This is a genomic window from Bradyrhizobium sp. 172, from assembly GCF_023101065.1.
Lineage (GTDB): Bacteria > Pseudomonadota > Alphaproteobacteria > Rhizobiales > Xanthobacteraceae > Bradyrhizobium > Bradyrhizobium canariense_D.
Map to the genome: position 1 here is coordinate 6,079,958 of NZ_CP064701.1, position 18,055 is coordinate 6,098,012.

An 18,055-nucleotide genomic window follows, 5' to 3' on the forward strand; every position below is an offset into this window, starting at 1 on the left:
GAGTCAATGGAGCAAGCAATGCAAGGGGCGCAGCCGGCCACCACGTTGCGCTACGACAGAGCTCGGTGATCCCCGCCGCGCACAACTACTCTGCCAATTGAAACTTCGCAAAGCGATCGAGCTCCTCCTCGATCTTCCGTTTGAGCTCCTTGCGCCCCGCGGTCTTCTTCCCCTCGCCGACCCAGGTCCATTTCTGCATCAGCAGCTTCTTCGCCTGCCGGTCGGTCTTCAGATCGAGCGCGGCGACGATCTCGTCGCCGACCAGCACGGGCAGCGCGAAATAGCCGAGCTTGCGTTTGGCCTTCGGCACATAGGCCTCGAACAAATGGTTGTAACCGAAAATGAGATTGGTGCGCTTGCGCTGGATGATCAGCGGATCGAACGGCGACAGGATATGGACCAGATCCGGCGGCGCGCACTCGCCCGGCTCGAGCGCAGCCGGCACTGCCCAGTGCTCCTGCTTGCCGGCACCGTCGATGGCGACAGGCACGAGCTCGCCACGGCGGACGCGCGAGCCGATCAGGGCAGCCACCGCCGGCTTGCGCGGCGCGTTGAGATGGCAGACCGAATCGAGGCTCACGACACCTTGCGATCGCAGCGCGCGATCGAGCAGATAGACCGTGATGTCCTTTGCCGACGCCGGCTTCGGCAGCTTGTCCCAGCCGAAATGGCGCGTCATCAGCTCATAAGTCTTGAGCATGCCCTGGCGCTCGCTGACGGTCACGGCACCCATGTAGAAGGCGAGCTGCAATGCCCGCTTCGAGGGTTTTCGGCTTTGCCAGAGATGCTCCTTCTCGGTGAGCACGTCGTCCTCGATGTCGCGGATCGTCAGCGGGCCGGCGCGCACCAGCCGCATCACCTTGCGCATGTCGGCAGGTTTCACCGAGGCGAACCATTTGTGCCCCTCGCGGCGGTGCTCGCACATCGCCGGCAGGAAGAAGCGGAAGTCGCCGGCCGGCACGTAAGACAGCGCATGCGTCCAATATTCAAAGACGCTCTTGTCGACGCTCTGGGCATGGCGCAGGTCGGCGCGCCGGTAGGACGGAATCCGGCTGAACAGGATGTGATGATGGCAGCGCTCGATCACGTTGATGGTGTCGATCTGCACATAGCCGAGATGGGCGACCGCGTCGGAGACGGCTTGCGCGCCGTCACCGAACGGCGCGCGCTCGTCCAGCCGCTGGGCATGAAGCCAGATTTGCCGGGCCTGTGTCGTGGTGAGTGGAATCGGTTTGGGCGCGCGGGACATTGCGGAATGCAGTGTAGCGGGATTCGCATCCAGCCAAGAAGCCGATCCAGGAGCGGACAAGGAAAAACCGCGCCGCCATCTGCTGACAGCGCGGTCGGAAGGCGCTTGCTACTTCATCGACATGGCCTTCTGCGCCTTCATGTAATGCATGCAGGCGCTTTTCATCTTGCCGTTGCTCATGTCGGTGTTGGCCATGGCCATTTCCTTGTTCATGGCCGTCTTGGCCGGCGTATCCGCCGTGCCGCCCATCATGGCGGCGGACTTCATCATATTGTCGCTGGTGCACGCCATCATCGCGGCAGATGCAGGGGAAACGGCGAACGCGACCAAAGCTGCAGCTGTGAGCAAGATTTTCATCGAAAAGTCTCCTCCGCAAAACGAAACCGGCGTCATGTCGGCCTTCGCAATACGTATTCTCCCGCGAAGACGTTTCGTGGAGAAGACAATTTCTTGCTGCGGTGCGAAGACGGCAGGACTCAGCGGCCGGCTTTCGGGGCTTTGGACCGGTCGCCGACGCTGCCTGTTGCGACATCGGGTTCGCACGAGGCCTTGCCGCGCTCCTCCGCCTGGCAGCGATAGACGTTGCCGGTGAGACGATCGACCAGCCACATGTTCTCGTCGGTCGGCGCTTGAAGCCCGACATAGCGGGAGGTCAGCCCCGTGATTAGTGTCGACAGCAAGATCGCCACCGCGATCATCGCCGCCCCGATATAGATGGGCATGGAGCTCAGGGACACGGTCCGATCCGGCGGGCCATTGCGATAAAACTGGTAATCACTTGGCCTCGGCACTGGGTGGAACTCAGCTCCCTTCGTTTGCGCTTGTTGGAGGCTGTGCCCTGCTAGGCGTCCATCTGGCCGAAAAATTGTTCACAGACAGGCCAACACGCGACGGCTTTGCGACAATCGGTGAGCATGGGTTTCCTTGAGTGAACCGGCCCCCGCCGCCCGAGCGGCACCTCGGCGCGGCGGTCCTCAGTGATGCGGATCACGACAGGACTGCGACGGCTCGAACCATCGCCGGAGAGGTGTGCGACCACTTCTCTTCCCGCGCTGGCGCCCCTCCTCGGAGCGGACCGCGGGTCGGCTCTCTATGAACCGAAACCGCTTGAAATACGCTGCCGTGGTCCAGGACGGCCCCGTTTCCACCGTGACCAAGATCACACCAGGGCTTTTGAACCTGCCCTATGCTCGCAGCATCAAATAGCCATCAGGCGTCACAACGAGGATACGACAATGACCCGTTTCAATAACTCTTTTGCACTCAAGGCGGTGACCCTCTCGGCAATTCTGTCGATGACAGCCGGCTTGGCTATGGCCGGCGACGGCAATGTCTCTACCAACCAGATCCTGGATGCACTGAAGCCGAAGCCCGTGACCCGGGGTCTGTCCGCAGGTCCGCAGGTTGATCCGGCGGTCCAGGCCAAGGAATCGACGTTCCTGAACACCGTGCGCAACCGCTCGACGCGGTCGCTGTCGACGGGCGAGCGCGAGCAGATTGCCGAGCTCGCCGCGACCAAGCCGAAGATCGATCTGGAGATCCAGTTCGACTACAACTCGGCCGACATCGCCAAGACGTCGGTGCCGTCGGTACAGGCGCTCGGCAAGGCGCTGTCCGATCCCTCGTTGAAGGGCTCGACCTTCGTGGTCGCCGGCCACACCGATGCGGTCGGCACCGAGGCCTACAATCAGGGGCTCTCCGAGCGGCGGGCCGACACCATCAAGAAATACCTGGTGCTGAACTACGGTCTCACCGGCACCGATCTCGTCACCGTCGGCTACGGCAAGACCAAGCTGAAGGACGCCGCCAACGGCGCCGACCCGATCAACCGCCGCGTCCAGGTCGTGAACATGGACACCAAGACCGCGTCGAAGTGATTCCGAAATTGTCGCCCATCAAGACGCCGCCTGCCGTTCTCCCGGCGGGCGGCGATTTCATATCCAGCTTTGGAAGAGCATCAGCCGATTGAAGGTCTGCATCGATGTGCCGACGAAGGCCGCCGAGATCGGCAGCATGGCGGCAAAGCCGATCGCGACGACCCCGACATAGGCCCACAACAGCCAGCCCGGTAGACCGTCCCGCCGCAGCACGTAGACCAGCGCGAGCGACGCCACGGTCGCAGCCGGCAGATAGTAATAGATGAAGGCGAGCGTACGCGGCAGCAACGCCCAGGCGAGCCAGGACCCGAAATAGAAGACCGCGATCAGGAACGCATCCCGGCGACGCGCGACGACGAAATCGCGCAGCACGACGGCGAGCGCGAGCAGCGTCGGCCACAGCACCAGGGGGTTACCGAGAAAGACGATCGCGGAGACATTGTCGTCCACGGTCTTGTCGAACAGGAACCACACCGGGCGCGCGAGCAGCGGCCATGACGGCCAGGCGCTCATATAAGTGTGGCCGGCGATGGCAGTGGTGGTGTTGTCCGCGAAGATCCGGCGCTGCGCCTCGACCAGATCCGGCAGCGACACGCCGTAGAGTGGGACGAAGGCCGCAAGATATGTCATCGCGGGCAGGACAGTGAAGCAGAGCACGACGTGATGTAATCTGAAGTCGGGCCAGAGATCAGGCCGGTACCAATCCCCCGGCTTCGCGTCGGCAAACAGGGTGTGCCAGCCCTGCATCAGGCGGATCACCGCGACGATGACGATGCAGATTCCGAGCGGAAACAGGCCGCTCCATTTGCAGGCGGCCGCACAGCCGAACAGGCTGCCGGCAGCCGCGAATAATGCATGGGGACGATCCTTTCGAAAGCCATGCATGAAGGCGGCAATCGCGAGCAGGCCGAAGCCGAGTGCAAAAATGTCGAGCATCGCGACGCGCGCCTGCACGTACAGCATCTGGTTGCAGGCGGCGATCAGCGCGGCGGCGATCGCAGGCCCTTGCGCGGCGAACAGCGCGAGGCCGCACAGATAGATCGCGACGATCGCGAGCGCGCCGAACAATGTCGCGGGATAGCGCCAGCCCAGCGCGCTGTCGCCAAAGGCCGCGATCGATAGCGCGATCAGCTCTTTCGCCAAAGGTGGATGCATCGGATTGAGCATCGATTGCGACACCGCTGGTGCCAGCATCTGCCGCGCCGCCGGCACGTAGTGCACTTCGTCGAAGACGAACTTCTCCGGCGTCGTCAGGCCAATCAGCAGGGCAAGATGCGCGACCAGGAAAATCGCGACAGCAATCACTGCGCTCCGCGACACCTTCGGAACCGCAGGCAAGTCAAGTCGCGTTTGTGGGGATGTCTTGCGTGGCAATTTTGCGTCACCGCGGAGAATAATAGAGATCGCGGTTTTCATTGAACGCATTCTGCCGCAACTGTCACTAAGCATAACGCAGGTCTCGCGCTGCTTGTGATAATTCCGCCACATCGCAAGCGCGCGTGATCCGGTACGATCAGGGACACATCGATCGGTTGCGAAATGAATTTGCGTTTCTGGCTTTTCTCCACGCTGTTGTCGACCCTCTTGTGCGCGGCCCCTTGCGCCCAAGCCCAGACGCGCGTCGGTGAAGCCGTCTTGATCCAGAATGAAGTCGTTCGCGTGGCCTCGACCACGACGCCGATCAGCGTCGGCGACAGCATGCTGCGGGACGAGACCGTGCGCACCGGCGCCGGCAGCGCGGCTCGCTTCGTGATGGCCGACAGCACCAATCTGTCGCTCGGTCCGAGCGCCACGCTCAAGCTCGACCGCACCGTCTTCAACGACGAGCACAGCTATCGCGACGTCGCGATCCGCATGACGACCGGCGCATTCCGTTTCGTCACGGGACATTCCGAGAAGACCGCCTACAAGATCACGACCCCGCTCGCGACCATCGGCGTGCGCGGTACCACTCTCGATATCCTGTCCCAGCGCGGCCGCTCGGTCGTCGTGCTGCAGGACGGTGCCGCCAGCGTCTGCACGACGAGCCAGCAATGCGTGCAGCTCACCCAGCCCGGCGACACCGCAATCATCACCTCGACCGGCGGCAAGATCTCCATCAGTAAGACCAATACGCCGCCCTGGACCTTTGCCGCGACCTGCGCCGCGAGCGCGGGACTGTGCGCGGTCAGCCAATATGCGGAGGCCTCGCCGACCGTCACGCCCGCCATCCATGACGACGGCATGCTGTGCGGACGCTGAAGATGGCGAATCTCACCAGCCTCAGGCGCTTCATCCTGGCGAGCGTGCTGACCGCCGTGGCTGCGTTTGCGTTTGTCGCGTTCCATGCCCGTCCGGCGGCAGCCGCCGCGATTTGCGAGTCCGAGTGCGGAGGGTCGACGCCCACCCCGGCGCCGAGCTATTCCCCCTCGCCCACGCCGACCTACAGCCCCTCGCCCTCGCCCAGCCCCACCCCGTCATCGTCGCCGAGCCCTTATCCGTCATCCTCGCCGAGCCCGACGCCGACACCGACACCAACCGGCGCGGATTCAAGCGGCAGCTCGATCGGCGGCCTTGCCAATCAGCGCTTCAACCAGATGATCACCAACCGGGTGCTTGGCACGGTGCTGCTCGGGGTCAACGAGCAGATCAATTGCAGCAACTGCGTCAGCGCGTTCGGCTCCGCAGGCTCGTTCTCGGCCGGAATCCACGGCCGCAAGGAGCTGACCAACAATCTGTCGCTGCTCGCCGGCATCGCCTACACGCAGTACAGCGAGGGCGGCTACAACATCACAAGCGCTCCCATCGCCGCGTTCGCGCTGCGCTATGATTTCACCGACTGGGGCTCGTCGCGCCCGTTCTTCGACGTCGGCACGATCCTGACGCCGTGGGAGAAGGCGCGCTACACCCGCAGCTACAACACCAGCCTCGGCCCGGTGAACGTCACGAGTTCGACCAACGCCGCGAACTACGCCGTTTATGGCCGCGCCGGCTGGATGAGCCGCGTGTCGCCCCGCGACGAGGTCGCCGCCTCGATCGAGGTCTGGCAGCTCTGGCAGCGTGTCTCGGGCTATACCGACAGCGCAGTGGCGTTCAATCCGTTCGACGCCAGCATCGCGACCGGCACCGACCGCACCAGCCTGGTCAAGATCGGCGGCCAGTGGACGCATCTCTACGGCAGCAGTATCGAGGCCAACATCAATGGTGGCTGGGTGCAGTCATTCGCCAGCCATAGCGGCATCGTCGCCACCGTGACCGGTGACGGCATGGTGGTGCCGACCATGGGTAACCAGGGCTGGTTCGAATATGGCGGCCGGCTCGGCTTCCGCGTGCAGAAGGGCTGGATCGTCGACCTGTTCGCCAACGGCACGCTCGGCCCGCAGCCGGTGGGTAACACCATCCATGGCGGCGTGGGGCTGCGGATCAATTATTAGCGGCAGGCCTTCGCTCATATTCCGCTGTCATGCCCCGGCTCGACCGGGGCATCCAGTACGCCGCGGCCTATCGATTGACCAACGACCGTCTCGGCGTACTGGATGGCCCGGTCAAGCCGGGCGATGACAGTGAGGATGTGGCAAGGGGACGCCCTTCACGCCGCCGACTTGCCATCGAACGCCCGCCGCAGCGCCTCCACGTCCAGTTTCACCATCTTCATCATGGCCTGCATCGCGCGTGCGGCAGCCGCCTTGTCGGGGCTGGAGAGGAATTCGAACATCACCTTCGGCACCACCTGCCAGGCCACGCCCCAGCGATCCCTGAGCCAGCCGCACTGCTCTTCCTTGCCGCCATGGGCCAGGAACGCATTCCAGACGCTGTCGACCTGGGCCTGATCGTCGCAATGGATCATCAGCGAGATCGCGTGGGTGTATTCCATTTTCATGCCGCCGTTGAGCGCGACCAAAGGCTGTCCCGCCACCGAGAATTCGACGACGAGCACGGAGCCTTCCTTGCCGGACGGGCCATCTGAAACGTTGCGCTGAACATGCGTGATCGCCGAATTCGGCACGAGCGAGACGTAGAACTTCGCGGCTTCCTCGGCATCGCCGTTGAACCACATGCAGGGAACGACCTTGGACATCTTGAATGCTCCTCTTCGGTTTCTTGCTGTTGTGGGGTTAGATCAGGCGTTCGCCATGTCGGACTGCGCCGCGAAGGCTGCCATGTCCATCCAGTTCACGCCCCACATGTGGCCGTCCGGATCCTCGAAGCTGCGGCCGTACATGAAGCTGTATTCGTCCTTCGGGCTGGGATCGGCCACCCCGCCTGCAGCCGCGGCCTTGCTGACGATATCGTCGACCTCGGTCCGGCTATCGGCGGACAGGCAGAATAGCGCCTGGTTTGAGGTCTTTGCATCCGAGATCGGCTTCGGCGTGAACTGCCGGAATTTCTCGTGGGTCGTCAGCATCGCGTAGATGGTCTCGGAAAAGACCATGCAGCTCGCTGTTTCGTCGCTGAATTGCGGGTTCCTGGTCGCACCGACCGCCTCGTAAAAGGCAGTGGCGCGCTTGAGGTCGGTCACGGGCAGATTGAGGAAAATCATCCTGGGCATCGGAGCTCCTTGGGCGGGGTTCTGCCCAAGGACGGACAGCCAAGCGGCGATCCGACACGGCTTCCGGATCTTTTTTGGAGCCCTGCCCGCGAGGTTCTGTCACACAGAACCCGCTGGCTTTCAGGCGATCCTCACTTCTTCTCGTTCGGATCGCGGTGAATGGGATCGACCCACAGGACGGTCGCTGGCTTCTCGACCGGCTCGATATCGAGGTTGATCGCCACCGCCTCGCCGTCGCTGCGCACCAGCACGCATTCCAGCACCTCGTCCGCGCTGGCGTTGATCTCCTGATGGGGCACGTAGGGCGGCACGAAAATGAAGTCACCGGGGCCGGCCTCTGCGGTGAATTGCAGGCTCTCGCCCCAGCGCATCCGCGCCTTGCCCTTCACCACATAGATCACGCTTTCGAGATGGCCGTGGTGATGCGCGCCGGTCTTGGCGTCGGGCTTGATGCTGACCGTGCCCGCCCACAATTTCTGCGCACCGACGCGCGCGAAATTGATCGCGGCCGCGCGGTCCATGCCCGCCGTCGACGGAACGTTGGTATCGAGCTGGTTGCCGGGAATGACGCGCACGCCGTCATGTTTCCAGCGATCGTGGTGATCGTGGTCATGGTGGGAATGCGAATGGTCATGGCCGGTCATGGGACTTGCTTTCTATTGGTTCCGTGTGCGGCAAACTAACCCAAAGCCGCGACATCGAGCCATAACAAAATCGGAACCCTCATAACCGTCGAACGTTGTCTTGGCGAGCAAACCGCAGGAGAGTTTTCATGGGTAGCACGACCGACAAGATCAAGGGCACCGCAAACGAGGCAATGGGCAAGGCCAAGCAGGGCGTCGGTGAAGCCACTGGATCCGAGCGCCTGAAGGGTGAAGGTGCAGTCCAGGAAGTGAAGGGCAAGGGCCAGCAGGCCATGGGCGACGCCAAGGACGCCGCGAAGGACGCGGTTGATCGCGCAGCCGCTGCGGCCAAGCGCGCGACGGAGTAACGGCGTCGCACTGAATGCGAAAAGACCGGCCGAGAGGCCGGTCTTTTTGTTTGCGGGCTTACTTCACCCCGAGCAATTCCACGTCGAACATCAGCGTCGCGTTCGGCGGGATCACGCCGCCTGCGCCCCGGGCGCCATAGCCGAGCTGCGGCGGAATGATCAGCGTGCGCTTGCCGCCGACCTTCATGGAGGCAACACCCTCGTCCCAGCCGGCGATGACGCGGCCCTTGCCGATCGGGAATTCGAAAGGCTCGTTGCGATCCACTGACGAGTCGAATTTCTTGCCCTTCTGGCCGTTCTCGTAGAGCCAGCCGGTGTAGTGCATCACGCAGATCTGGCCCGGCTTGGGCGAAGCTCCGGTGCCGGCGACGCTATCGGTAATCTGCAAACCTGAAGCTGTTGTCATGGTCTTCCCTGCGGTCTGGGCCGAGGCCGTGGTGGAAACGAAATCGGACACGCCGGCGATCACGGTGATCGCGAGTGCCGACATGATGGCGAGGAGCATGCGCTGTAAACGCTGCATAAGAGACCTTCCGTTTGAGGCGCAAGGTGTCTAGCGCAACGCTGACGCCGTTTCCACCCCTCACACCTCGATATTTTCGAGCCGCACGGGCAGCTTGCGGATGCGCTGGCCCGTGGCGTGATAGATCGCATTGCAGATCGCCGCATTGGTGCCGACATTGGCGAGCTCGCCAAGGCCTTTCACGCCGGCCGGGTTGATACGGTCGTCCTGCTCGGAGAGCAGGATCACTTCGACACCGGGCACGTCGGCATTCACGGGGACGAGATAGTCGGCGAGATTATCGTTGACGTAGCGTGCATTGCGCTCGTCGATCTCGGTGGCCTCCAGCAGCGCCGAGGACATGCCCCAGATCAGGCCGCCCATGAGCTGGCTGCGCGCCGTGCGCGGATTCATGATGCGGCCCGCCGCAAACGCTCCCACCAGCCGGGGGCAGCGGATTTCATGGGTAAAGCGGTTGACGCGGACCTCGACGAACTCAGCACCGAAGGCATAGGCGATCTTGTCTTTCATCTGATGGCCACCGACGAGCCGCGCGTGCCCGCTGTGCATGGCCGTGAAGGAATCCAGCGGCGCGCCTTCGGGCTTCCACTCGCCGTATTCCTCGACGATGCCGACGCCGAGCGCGTCGAAGGCCTTCTCGAGATCGAGTGGACGATCGCTCTGCGCCGCCTGCGTGCTCGGCGCCTGGCTGATGCCGACAGTCTCCTTGGCCTTGTCGGCGAGGCTGTCGCTCGGCATCACGGCCTTGAACAGCCTTTGGCGAATGCGGTCGCAAACCATCATCACCGCCGAGCAGGTGCTGGCAGTCGAGTTCGAACCGCCGGCAACGGGCGCCGGCGGCAGATCGCTGTCACCCAGGAAGACCGCGACCTTCTCCAGGGGCACGCCGAGCCGCTCGGCCGCGGTCTGGGCGATGACGGTATACGCACCGGTGCCGATCTCGTGACCGGCGATCTCGACCCGGGTACGGCCGTCGCGCTGGAGGCGGACGCGCGCGGCAGACGGCGCCATCTGCGTCGGATAGCAGGTGGCAGCACAGCCATAGCCGACCAGCCAGTCGCCGTCCGACATCGATTTCGGCTGCGGCGAGCGCTGCGACCAGCCGAACGCCTTCGCGGCCTCGTCGAAGCACGCCATCAAGGACCGCGATGTATAGGGCTTGCCGCCGATCGGCTCGACGGTGGTGTCGTTGATGCGGCGGAGCTCGACGGGGTCCATGTTCAGCTTCACAGCGAGCTCGTCCATCGCGCTCTCCAGCGCGAAGAGATACGGCACCTCCGGCGGCGAGCGCATGAAGCCGGGCGTATTGCGGTCGGCGCGCACGATCGACACCAGACTTGCGACGTTCGGGCAGGCATAGAGCCGCGTCGTCGTCTTGGTGCCGCCGACGCAATAGGCATCCGGACGCGACGAAACCTCCGCGCCGTCGTGCCTCAAAGCCACCAGCTTGCCGTCCCGACCCGCACCAAGCCTGATCTCATGGCGCGTCTCGGCGCGGTAGGTGGCGATGGTGAAACCCTGGTCGCGGGTTGGCACCAGCTTGATCGGCCGGTTCAGGCGTTTGGCAATGCCGGCGATGATGGCAGTGCGGGACGTCATCGAACCGCGCGAACCAAAGCCGCCGCCGACATAGGGATTGACGACACGGACCTTGTCGGCGTCGATACCGAGCTGCTCGGCGACGCCGTTCTTCAGGCCGTAGACGTACTGGCTGCCCTCGTAGACGACGAGCTCGTCGCCCATCCAGGCGCAGCTCGTCGTAAACAGCTCCATCGGATTGTGGTGCTGGGTCGGCGTTTCATAAGAGGCGGTGAGCTTGACCTCGGCCGCGTCGAACGCCTTGGCGAAATCGCCGACCTCCGGGTCTTCCTTGAACTGTGCGTTCTGCCCCTTTGCCGCTGCCGTGGTGGTCCCCGGCGAGTCGAAGCTCGCACTCGGCGCCGCGGCCGTGTAGCTGACCTTGACGCGATTGGCGGCCTCGCGCGCCGCCTCGTAACTCTCGGCGATGACGACGGCGATGATCTGGCCGTCATGGGCGATGTCGGCCGATTTCAGCGGCTGGATCGTGGTGCCGGCATAGCCGCCATTGCTGAACAGTTTCGATTCCTTCAGCTTCGGAGCGTTCTCGTGCGTGACGATGTCGATCACGCCGCGGACCCGCCTGGCATCGTCGAGATCGAAACTGTCGATGCGGCCCTTGGCGATGGCGCTGGTGACCAGGAATGCGTAAGCTGGATTGTCGAGCGGCATGTCGGACGCATATGTCGCCCGGCCCGTGACCTTTGCGGCCGCGTCATAGCGCGGCACCGGCTTGCCCATGTTCGCTTTCGGCTCGGGAGCTGCAGCGGTCATGATCAGATCTCCATCGTTACGGCCTGCTGGAGCGCGCGCGCCACCACGCGCTTGCCGAGCGCGATCTTGAAGCTGTTGTGCTGGCGGCCCCTGGCGTCGGCAAACGCGGCATCGGCCACACGCTGCGCCAGACCGTCGTCGAATTTCTGTCCCTTCAGCAGCGCCTCCGCCTCGCGCGCCCGCCACGGCACGGTGGCGACGCCGCCGAGCGCGACACGCGCGTCCCTGATCGTGCCATCCTGCACGTCGAGCGCGACCGCAGCCGACGACAGCGCGAACTCGTAGGACTGCCGGTCGCGCGCCTTGAGATACACCGAGCGCGGCCAGCGGCCGGGAACGGAGAACGCAGAGATCAGCTCACCGGGCCGAAGCGTGGTCTCGATGTCGGGCGTCCTGCCGGGTGCCTTGTGCAAATCCGCAAACGGCAGGTTGCGCGTTCCGGACCTGCCGGTAATCTCGACCATCGCATCGAGCGCGATCAGCGCCTGCGCAAAATCGCCGGGATAGGTCGCGATGCACTGATCGGACGTACCGAGCACCGCATGCATGCGATTGACGCCGTCCATGGCGGCACAGCCCGAACCAGGATTGCGCTTGTTGCAATTCTCATAGGAAACGTCGCGGAAATAGCTGCAACGCGTTCGCTGCATCACGTTACCGCCGAGCGTCGCCATGTTGCGCAGCTGGGCGCTGGCGGCGAGCTTCAGGGAATTCGCGATCACCGGATAGTGGCGCTGGATCTCGGCATGCGCGGCCACGTCGGACATCTTCGCGAGCGCGCCGAGCCGCAAGCCGTCACTGCCGGGCTCGATCGCCGACCAGCCCCGCGCCAGCGGATTGATATCGACGATCGCGGCGGGCCGCATCACGTCCAGCTTCATCAGGTCGATCAGCGTGGTGCCACCAGCGAGCGGCTGTGCTGTAGCCTTCGTCAGCGGATTGTTCGCAGTTGCGGCAGCACTGAGCGCCTGCACCGCCATGTCGGGGTCTGTTGCCCTTTGATACGAAAACGGTCGCATGCGCCTAGCCTTTCATGATCTCGGGCGCGGCCTGCTTCACGGCGGCGACGATGTTGGGATAGGCGGCGCAGCGGCAGATGTTGCCGCTCATGTATTCGCGGATGTCGGCCTCGCTGCCCGCATGCCGCTCCTTGACGCAGGCAACGGCGGACATGATCTGGCCCGGCGTACAATAGCCGCATTGAAACGCATCGTTGTCGACGAAGGCCTGCTGCATCGGATGCAAATGATCGTCGGTGGCAAGGCCCTCGATCGTGGTGATCTCCTGCCCCTCGGCCGCGAGCGCGAGCGTCAGGCACGACACCACGCGCCGGTCGTCGATCAGTACCGTGCAGGCACCACATTGGCCGTGGTCGCAGCCCTTTTTGCTGCCGGTGAGCTTGAGATGCTCCCGCAGCGCGTCGAGCACCGTCGTGCGGGCGTCGATGCGCAGGCGCTTGTCCTTGCCGTTGACCCGCAGCGTGACATCGACAGGAAGCGCCGGATCCTGGGCGGCCGACACGCTCGCATCCTGCGCGGCCGCACGCGCCGTCATGGGGACCAGCGCGCTGCCGGCAACGCCGGCCATGAAGGCGCGCCGATCGAATTCGGACGGTCCGGAACCTGATTTTTCGGACATGGAGGGCCTCCGCCGCTTCGAGCAAGAGCAGCGCACGCCTGCACCGCTCATCGGCCCTTAACCTGAAGCAATGAGCTCCGTTCCGAACGAGAAAGGGCGACGCAGCAAATGCCGCGTCGCCCTTCGTCAACTTTTCCTGATCTCGCGCGGGGAACTCCGTGCGCGGTGGTCAGTATCCAAGCGCGCAACCGTCTTTGCGCGGATCGGAACCGCCGGTGAGCGTGCCCTTGTCCCAGTCGATCCAGATCGCCTGCGCGCCGCCGAGCGGACCGACGACGCTGGTGGTCTTGTGGCCGAGCTTCTTCAGGCCTTCGACAATGGCGGCCGGCACGCTGTCCTCGAGCTGGTACTGACCTTCATAATGCAGGCCGCGCGGCATATCGATCGCCTCCTGCACGTCGCAGCCATAATCGAGAATGTTGGTCACCACATGGGTCTGGCCAGCCGGCTGATATTGTCCGCCCATCACCGCGAACGGCATCACGGAACGGCCGCCCTTGGTGAGCAGGCTTGGCATGATCGTGTGCAGTGGACGCTTGTCGCCGGCGATGCAATTCGGGTGGCCGGGCTGGATGCGGAAGCCGCCGGCGCGGTTCTGGAGCAAAATGCCGGTCTTGTTCGAGACGATCGCCGAGCCGAAGGAATGCGCAACCGAGTTGATGAAGGAGCAGACGTTGCGGTCCTTGTCCACGACGGTGATGTAGATGGTCGACGGGTTCATCGGCGGCGCGACGTTCGGCAGGTCGAGCATGCCGTCCATGCGGATCTTGTCGATGTGCTCGTTGCAGTATTCCTTGGCGAGGATCCTGGCGACCTCGATCTGCATATGCTCGGGATCGGCGACATGCAGCTCGCGATGCATGTAGGCGATGCGCGCGGCCTCGGCTTCGAGGTGGAAGCGCTCGATGCTGAGCGGCGCGTATTTCGTCAGGTCGAAACGCGACAGGATGTTCAGCATCAGCAGCATGGTGAGGCCGGGTCCGTTCGGCGGGCACTGCCAGACGTCATAGCCCTTGTACATGGTCCCGATCGGCGTCGTCGTCTCAGTGGTGTGCGCGGCGAAATCGTCGAGCGTGTGCAGGCCGCCGATCCCGCGCAGGGTCTCCACCATGTCTTCCGCGATCGGGCCCTTGTAGAAGGCGTCGCGGCCGTCCTTGGCGATCGCCCGCAGCGTCTTGCCGAGCTCGGCCTGGCGGATGACGTCGCCGGCCACCGGCGGCTTGCCGTGCGGCAGCAGATACCGCTCCGTGTTGGTGCCGGCCTTCAGCTTCTCGAACTGGTTCTTCCAGTCGAAGGCGATGCGGGGGGCGACGACGTAGCCTTCCTCGGCCGCCTTGATCGCGGGCTGAAGCAGCCGGTCGAAGCCGAACTTGCCGTGATCGCGCAAGACGGTTGCAAAGGCGTCGATCACGCCGGGGATCGAGACCGCATGCGCCGAGGTCAGCGGCACGGAGTTGATCTTGCGCTCGAGATACCAATCGGCGTTCGCCGCCTTCGGGGCGCGGCCGGAGCCGTTATAGGCGATGATCTTGCCCTCGCCGCGCGGCTGGATCAGCGCAAAGCAGTCGCCGCCGATGCCGGTCGATTGCGGCTCGATCACGCCGAGAATGGCCGAACCCGCGACAGCCGCGTCCACCGCCGTGCCGCCCTCGCGCAGCACCTCGATCGCGGCAAGCGACGCCTGCGGATGCGAGGTCGCCACCATCGCGTTGGTGGCGTGGACCGTGGACCTGCCGGGGAAATGGAAGTTTCTCATCGAATTCTGCTCTCATTGGGCGTCTGGTGCGGATGGCGCGCCATCTCGGAAAAACCGGGCCTACATGACACATTCCGGCCGGCCGGGGCAATGCTGGCATGCCAGGGAAATGGCTGCCATCCGCCGGGAATAGAGCTGCTCGATGCGGGTTTTCCGGGCGAGCCCCGCCTGCTAAACGGGCGCCATGATTTACAAGGTCGCCGCCTTCTACCAATTCGCCGCGCTGCCCGATTACCGCGAGCTGCGCGAGCCACTGCGCGCGTTCTGCGCCGGCCTGGAGCTAAAGGGCAGCGTGCTGCTCGCGCAGGAGGGCATCAACGGCACGGTCGCGGGCGCGGGCGAGGCCATCGACGCGCTCACCCAAGAGCTCGCTCACGGCGACATGTTCGGCGGCAGGTTGAACAATCTCGAATTGAAGTTCTCGACCGCCGAGACGATGCCATTCGGCCGGCTCAAGGTGCGGTTGAAGAAGGAGATCGTCACGCTCGGCGACGAAAGCGCCGACCCGACGCGGCAGGTCGGCACCTATGTCGATGCGGCCGAATGGAACGCGCTCATCGAAGCGCCGGATACGCTGGTGCTCGACACCAGGAACGCCTTCGAGGTGGCGATGGGGACGTTCGAGGGCGCGCTCGACCCCGGCATCAGGAGCTTTGGCCAGTTCAAAGATTTTGCGGCCGAGCAGCTCGATCCCGCCAGACACCGCAGAATCGCGATGTTCTGCACCGGCGGCATCCGCTGCGAGAAGGCGAGCGCACACCTGCTCGCGCGCGGCTTTGCCGAGGTCTATCACCTCAAGGGCGGCATTCTCAAATATCTGGAAGAGGTGCCGGAGGCTCAGAGTCGCTGGCGCGGCGAATGCTTCGTGTTCGATGAGCGTGTCGCGCTCGGCCACGGTTTGCAACAACTTGGTTTGCAAGAATTTGGATTGCGCGAACGGGACAAGGACGCGGCACGTGACGAATGAGATCAAGACGCTCGGCGAGCGCATCGACACGCTGGAGACCCGCCTCGCCTATCAGGACGACGCGATTGAGACGCTGAACCAGACCATCACCGCGCAGTGGAAGCAGATCGACGCGCTGACGCGGAGAATCGCAGAGCTCGGCGAGCGGCTGCAGGAGGCCGAGGCGAATGCGCCGGGAGCCGCCAATGAGCGTCCGCCGCATTATTGAGCGGGCTTACTGACCGGACGCCTTGAGAAGAAGGTTACTCACCTCGCCCGACATCATCAGCCGGTTGCGCCCGGCCTCCTTGGCGGCATAGAGCGCCTGGTCGGCGGCCTCGACCAGCGAGGTGACGCCGGCCGTGCGCTCCAGCGCCGGCCGGCACGCAGCACCGCCGAGCGAAGCGGTGACGCAGCCAGCCACATGGTTGCTGGTGTGGACCAGGCCCGCATCACGGATCGCCCGTCGAATCCGGTCGCCGATCAGGGCGCAGCCCGCAGCGTCGGTGTTCGGCAACAACATGGCGAACTCCTCGCCGCCGTAACGCGCCGCAAGATCGCCGGAACGCTGCGCCTCAGCAGCGATGATCTGGGCCACCTGCCGGAGGCAGGCATCGCCCGCGGGATGGCCGTAGTCGTCGTTGTAAGACTTGAAGTGGTCGACGTCGATCATCAGCAAAGAGAGGCTGGAGCGCTCGCGATAGGCACGCGCCCACTCCTCCTTCAATCGTTCATCGAAGCGGCGGCGATTGGCAAGCCCGGTGAGGCTGTCTTCGATCGCGAGCGTTTCGAGCCGGGTCTCGAGCTTCTTCTGCTCGGTGATGTCGCGCGAGATCGCGACCACGCCGTCGACGCGGCCATTCTCCTTGCGGGTCACCCGCATGGTCGATTCGAGCCAGACTTCCGAGTTCTGCCGGTGCACATTGCGATAGGTGACCCGCGCCTCCTCCGCATCGCCGCGCTTCATGGCGTCGACGAGGGCCTGGACCTGCGGCCGGTCGTCCGGGTGAATGCCGGCCAGCGCGAGGGTACCGATCAGTTGATTGGCGCGCCAGCCAACGACGCCGATCGATGACGGCGAGACATAGCGCAGCCGCTCGTCGAGCCCGATACGGGTCACCATGTCACTGGAGCCTTCGGCAAGCAGCCGGAAATGCGCTTCCTTCTCGACCAGCGCGGCCGCCATACTCTGGCCCCGTTGCAGCTGCCGCACCAACACCGCACCGATGATCGCGATCAGCATGACCAGCGCGAGCACGTAGAGCATGCGGGAGATCGCCGCAGCACGCCAGGGCGCCAGCAATTCGGCCTTGTCGACGGTGGCGAGCAGGACCAGCGGATAACGGCCGGAGCGCTTGAAGAAGCTGACCCGGTCGGCACCGTCGAGCGGCGACTTGAAATGGTAGGCGCCGCCCGGCCGCTGCAAGGCGGTATCGCGGAACAGCGGCGTATCGGCAACGCTGCGACCGACGAACCTGTCGTTGCTGGGGTTACGCGCGATGATCAGGCCGTCGCCGTGCGTCAGCGCCACCGAGCTGTTGCGGCCGATCTCGAACTGTTCGTAGAAATGCGAGAGATATCCCGAGCTGATGGTCGCGAGCACCACGCCGCCGAAGCTGCCGTCCAGCTTGTTGAAACGGCGCGACAGGGTGACGACCCACTCGCCGTCGAGCAGGCTCTTCACGGGGCGGCCGACATGGGGTTCCCGTTTCGGCGAGAGCTGGTGATAGCGGAAGAACGCGTCGTCATTGAGCGTCGAGCCGATCGTGCCAGGCGAGGTCAACCAGTTGCCGCGCTCGTCGATGATGGCGAGGCTATGGATGCGCTCTATCGCCTTCTTTCGCGCCTCCAGCAGGTTTCGGAGCTTGGCGATCGTGGCCGGCTCACTGCCGTCCATCTCCAGCCGGCTGCCGACGCCGACGACGCCTGAATCCAGGAGATCGAGGCTGTCCTCGGCATGTTGCGTCAGCGAGCGCGCAACGTTCGCCATTTCTGCCTCGGCGCCCTTGAGCACCGCGTCGCGGGCCGCCCATTCCCGCCAGCCGCTGACGCCGAGGATGGCCACGCAGGTCAGCGCGACGAACGCAGCCGCCCGCAGCGGCAGGCGGCTCCATCCGGCTCTTTGGGTCACAGCACTCATGCAGCAGAATTCTCCGATGCCCGGAAACTCTGCTGCTTCTGTTATTGAACTCTGA

19 protein-coding genes are annotated in these 18,055 nt (G+C 64.3%); 6 read left to right on the plus strand and 13 right to left on the minus strand.

All coding sequences use genetic code 11. The annotated features are described in order from the left end of the window. Positions 1-85: 85 nt before the first annotated feature. The 3 genes from IVB07_RS29195 to IVB07_RS29205 all read right to left on the minus strand — a co-directional run bounded on the left by IVB07_RS29195 (position 86) and on the right by IVB07_RS29205 (position 1,971). Positions 86-1,249, minus strand: a complete 1,164-nt coding sequence (locus tag IVB07_RS29195; RefSeq protein WP_018454999.1) for a crosslink repair DNA glycosylase YcaQ family protein — start codon at positions 1,247-1,249, stop codon at positions 86-88. Between the two features lie 108 nt (positions 1,250-1,357). Further along, entirely contained in the window at positions 1,358-1,606 is a 249-nt protein-coding gene (locus IVB07_RS29200) for a hypothetical protein (RefSeq protein ID WP_007595197.1), read from the minus strand. 119 nt (positions 1,607-1,725) lie between these two features. Then, positions 1,726-1,971, minus strand: coding sequence for a hypothetical protein (locus tag IVB07_RS29205; protein ID WP_018455000.1), 246 nt, complete (start codon positions 1,969-1,971; stop codon positions 1,726-1,728). Positions 1,972-2,484: 513 nt separating this feature from the next. On the opposite strand from IVB07_RS29205, the gene IVB07_RS29210 reads away from it, so the two are divergent. Beyond that, on the plus strand, positions 2,485-3,126 hold the full coding sequence (locus IVB07_RS29210; RefSeq protein WP_018455001.1) for an OmpA family protein: 642 nt from the start codon (positions 2,485-2,487) through the stop codon (positions 3,124-3,126). 57 nt (positions 3,127-3,183) lie between these two features. On the opposite strand, the gene IVB07_RS29215 is transcribed toward IVB07_RS29210, so the two are convergent. Beyond that, positions 3,184-4,614 (minus strand): phospholipid carrier-dependent glycosyltransferase, encoded by a 1,431-nt coding sequence (locus IVB07_RS29215; RefSeq protein ID WP_085352672.1) that lies wholly within the window; start codon positions 4,612-4,614, stop codon positions 3,184-3,186. Positions 4,615-4,665: 51 nt separating this feature from the next. Between IVB07_RS29215 and IVB07_RS29220 the strand changes: the two genes are divergently transcribed. Together IVB07_RS29220 and IVB07_RS29225 are read left to right on the plus strand one after the other, a co-directional pair. Further along, on the plus strand, positions 4,666-5,367 hold the full coding sequence (locus IVB07_RS29220) for a FecR family protein (RefSeq protein WP_018455003.1): 702 nt from the start codon (positions 4,666-4,668) through the stop codon (positions 5,365-5,367). A gap of 2 nt (positions 5,368-5,369) precedes the next feature. Continuing rightward, positions 5,370-6,539: a hypothetical protein gene (locus tag IVB07_RS29225; RefSeq protein WP_085384930.1), complete on the plus strand. Its 1,170-nt coding sequence runs from the start codon at positions 5,370-5,372 to the stop codon at positions 6,537-6,539. Positions 6,540-6,694: 155 nt separating this feature from the next. On the opposite strand, the gene IVB07_RS29230 is transcribed toward IVB07_RS29225, so the two are convergent. The 3 genes from IVB07_RS29230 to IVB07_RS29240 form a co-directional block, all read right to left on the minus strand. Beyond that, complete coding sequence (locus IVB07_RS29230; RefSeq protein ID WP_018455005.1) at positions 6,695-7,183, minus strand: VOC family protein; 489 nt, start codon at positions 7,181-7,183, stop codon at positions 6,695-6,697. A gap of 42 nt (positions 7,184-7,225) precedes the next feature. Beyond that, positions 7,226-7,654 carry a VOC family protein gene (locus IVB07_RS29235; protein WP_026232857.1) on the minus strand — a complete coding sequence of 143 codons (429 nt, stop codon included), beginning with the start codon at positions 7,652-7,654 and terminating at the stop codon, positions 7,226-7,228. Between the two features lie 131 nt (positions 7,655-7,785). After that, complete coding sequence (locus IVB07_RS29240; protein WP_018455007.1) at positions 7,786-8,298, minus strand: cupin domain-containing protein; 513 nt, start codon at positions 8,296-8,298, stop codon at positions 7,786-7,788. Between the two features lie 128 nt (positions 8,299-8,426). On the opposite strand from IVB07_RS29240, the gene IVB07_RS29245 reads away from it, so the two are divergent. After that, positions 8,427-8,645 (plus strand): CsbD family protein, encoded by a 219-nt coding sequence (locus IVB07_RS29245; RefSeq protein ID WP_007606928.1) that lies wholly within the window; start codon positions 8,427-8,429, stop codon positions 8,643-8,645. A gap of 58 nt (positions 8,646-8,703) precedes the next feature. Here the strand turns inward: IVB07_RS29245 and IVB07_RS29250 are convergent, their stop codons facing one another. The 5 genes from IVB07_RS29250 to ggt all read right to left on the minus strand — a co-directional run bounded on the left by IVB07_RS29250 (position 8,704) and on the right by ggt (position 14,914). Beyond that, entirely contained in the window at positions 8,704-9,168 is a 465-nt protein-coding gene (locus tag IVB07_RS29250; protein WP_026232858.1) for an FKBP-type peptidyl-prolyl cis-trans isomerase, read from the minus strand. A 60-nt stretch (positions 9,169-9,228) separates the two neighbouring features. Beyond that, positions 9,229-11,520, minus strand: a complete 2,292-nt coding sequence (locus IVB07_RS29255) for a xanthine dehydrogenase family protein molybdopterin-binding subunit (RefSeq protein ID WP_018455010.1) — start codon at positions 11,518-11,520, stop codon at positions 9,229-9,231. Between the two features lie 2 nt (positions 11,521-11,522). Beyond that, positions 11,523-12,539 (minus strand): xanthine dehydrogenase family protein subunit M, encoded by a 1,017-nt coding sequence (locus IVB07_RS29260; protein WP_026232859.1) that lies wholly within the window; start codon positions 12,537-12,539, stop codon positions 11,523-11,525. 4 nt (positions 12,540-12,543) lie between these two features. Then, positions 12,544-13,158 (minus strand): 2Fe-2S iron-sulfur cluster-binding protein, encoded by a 615-nt coding sequence (locus IVB07_RS29265; protein WP_026232860.1) that lies wholly within the window; start codon positions 13,156-13,158, stop codon positions 12,544-12,546. Positions 13,159-13,327: 169 nt separating this feature from the next. Next, positions 13,328-14,914 (minus strand): gamma-glutamyltransferase, encoded by a 1,587-nt coding sequence (gene ggt / locus IVB07_RS29270; RefSeq protein ID WP_247363622.1) that lies wholly within the window; start codon positions 14,912-14,914, stop codon positions 13,328-13,330. Positions 14,915-15,098: 184 nt separating this feature from the next. On the opposite strand from ggt, the gene IVB07_RS29275 reads away from it, so the two are divergent. Both IVB07_RS29275 and IVB07_RS29280 read left to right on the plus strand, forming a co-directional pair. Continuing rightward, positions 15,099-15,881 (plus strand): rhodanese-related sulfurtransferase, encoded by a 783-nt coding sequence (locus IVB07_RS29275; protein WP_018455015.1) that lies wholly within the window; start codon positions 15,099-15,101, stop codon positions 15,879-15,881. Continuing rightward, on the plus strand, positions 15,871-16,089 hold the full coding sequence (locus IVB07_RS29280; RefSeq protein ID WP_007606917.1) for a SlyX family protein: 219 nt from the start codon (positions 15,871-15,873) through the stop codon (positions 16,087-16,089). Before IVB07_RS29275 ends, IVB07_RS29280 begins: the two co-directional genes overlap by 11 nt. 6 nt (positions 16,090-16,095) lie before the next feature. On the opposite strand, the gene IVB07_RS29285 is transcribed toward IVB07_RS29280, so the two are convergent. Next, on the minus strand, positions 16,096-18,000 hold the full coding sequence (locus IVB07_RS29285; RefSeq protein ID WP_247766789.1) for a diguanylate cyclase: 1,905 nt from the start codon (positions 17,998-18,000) through the stop codon (positions 16,096-16,098). Positions 18,001-18,055: the final 55 nt, after the last annotated feature.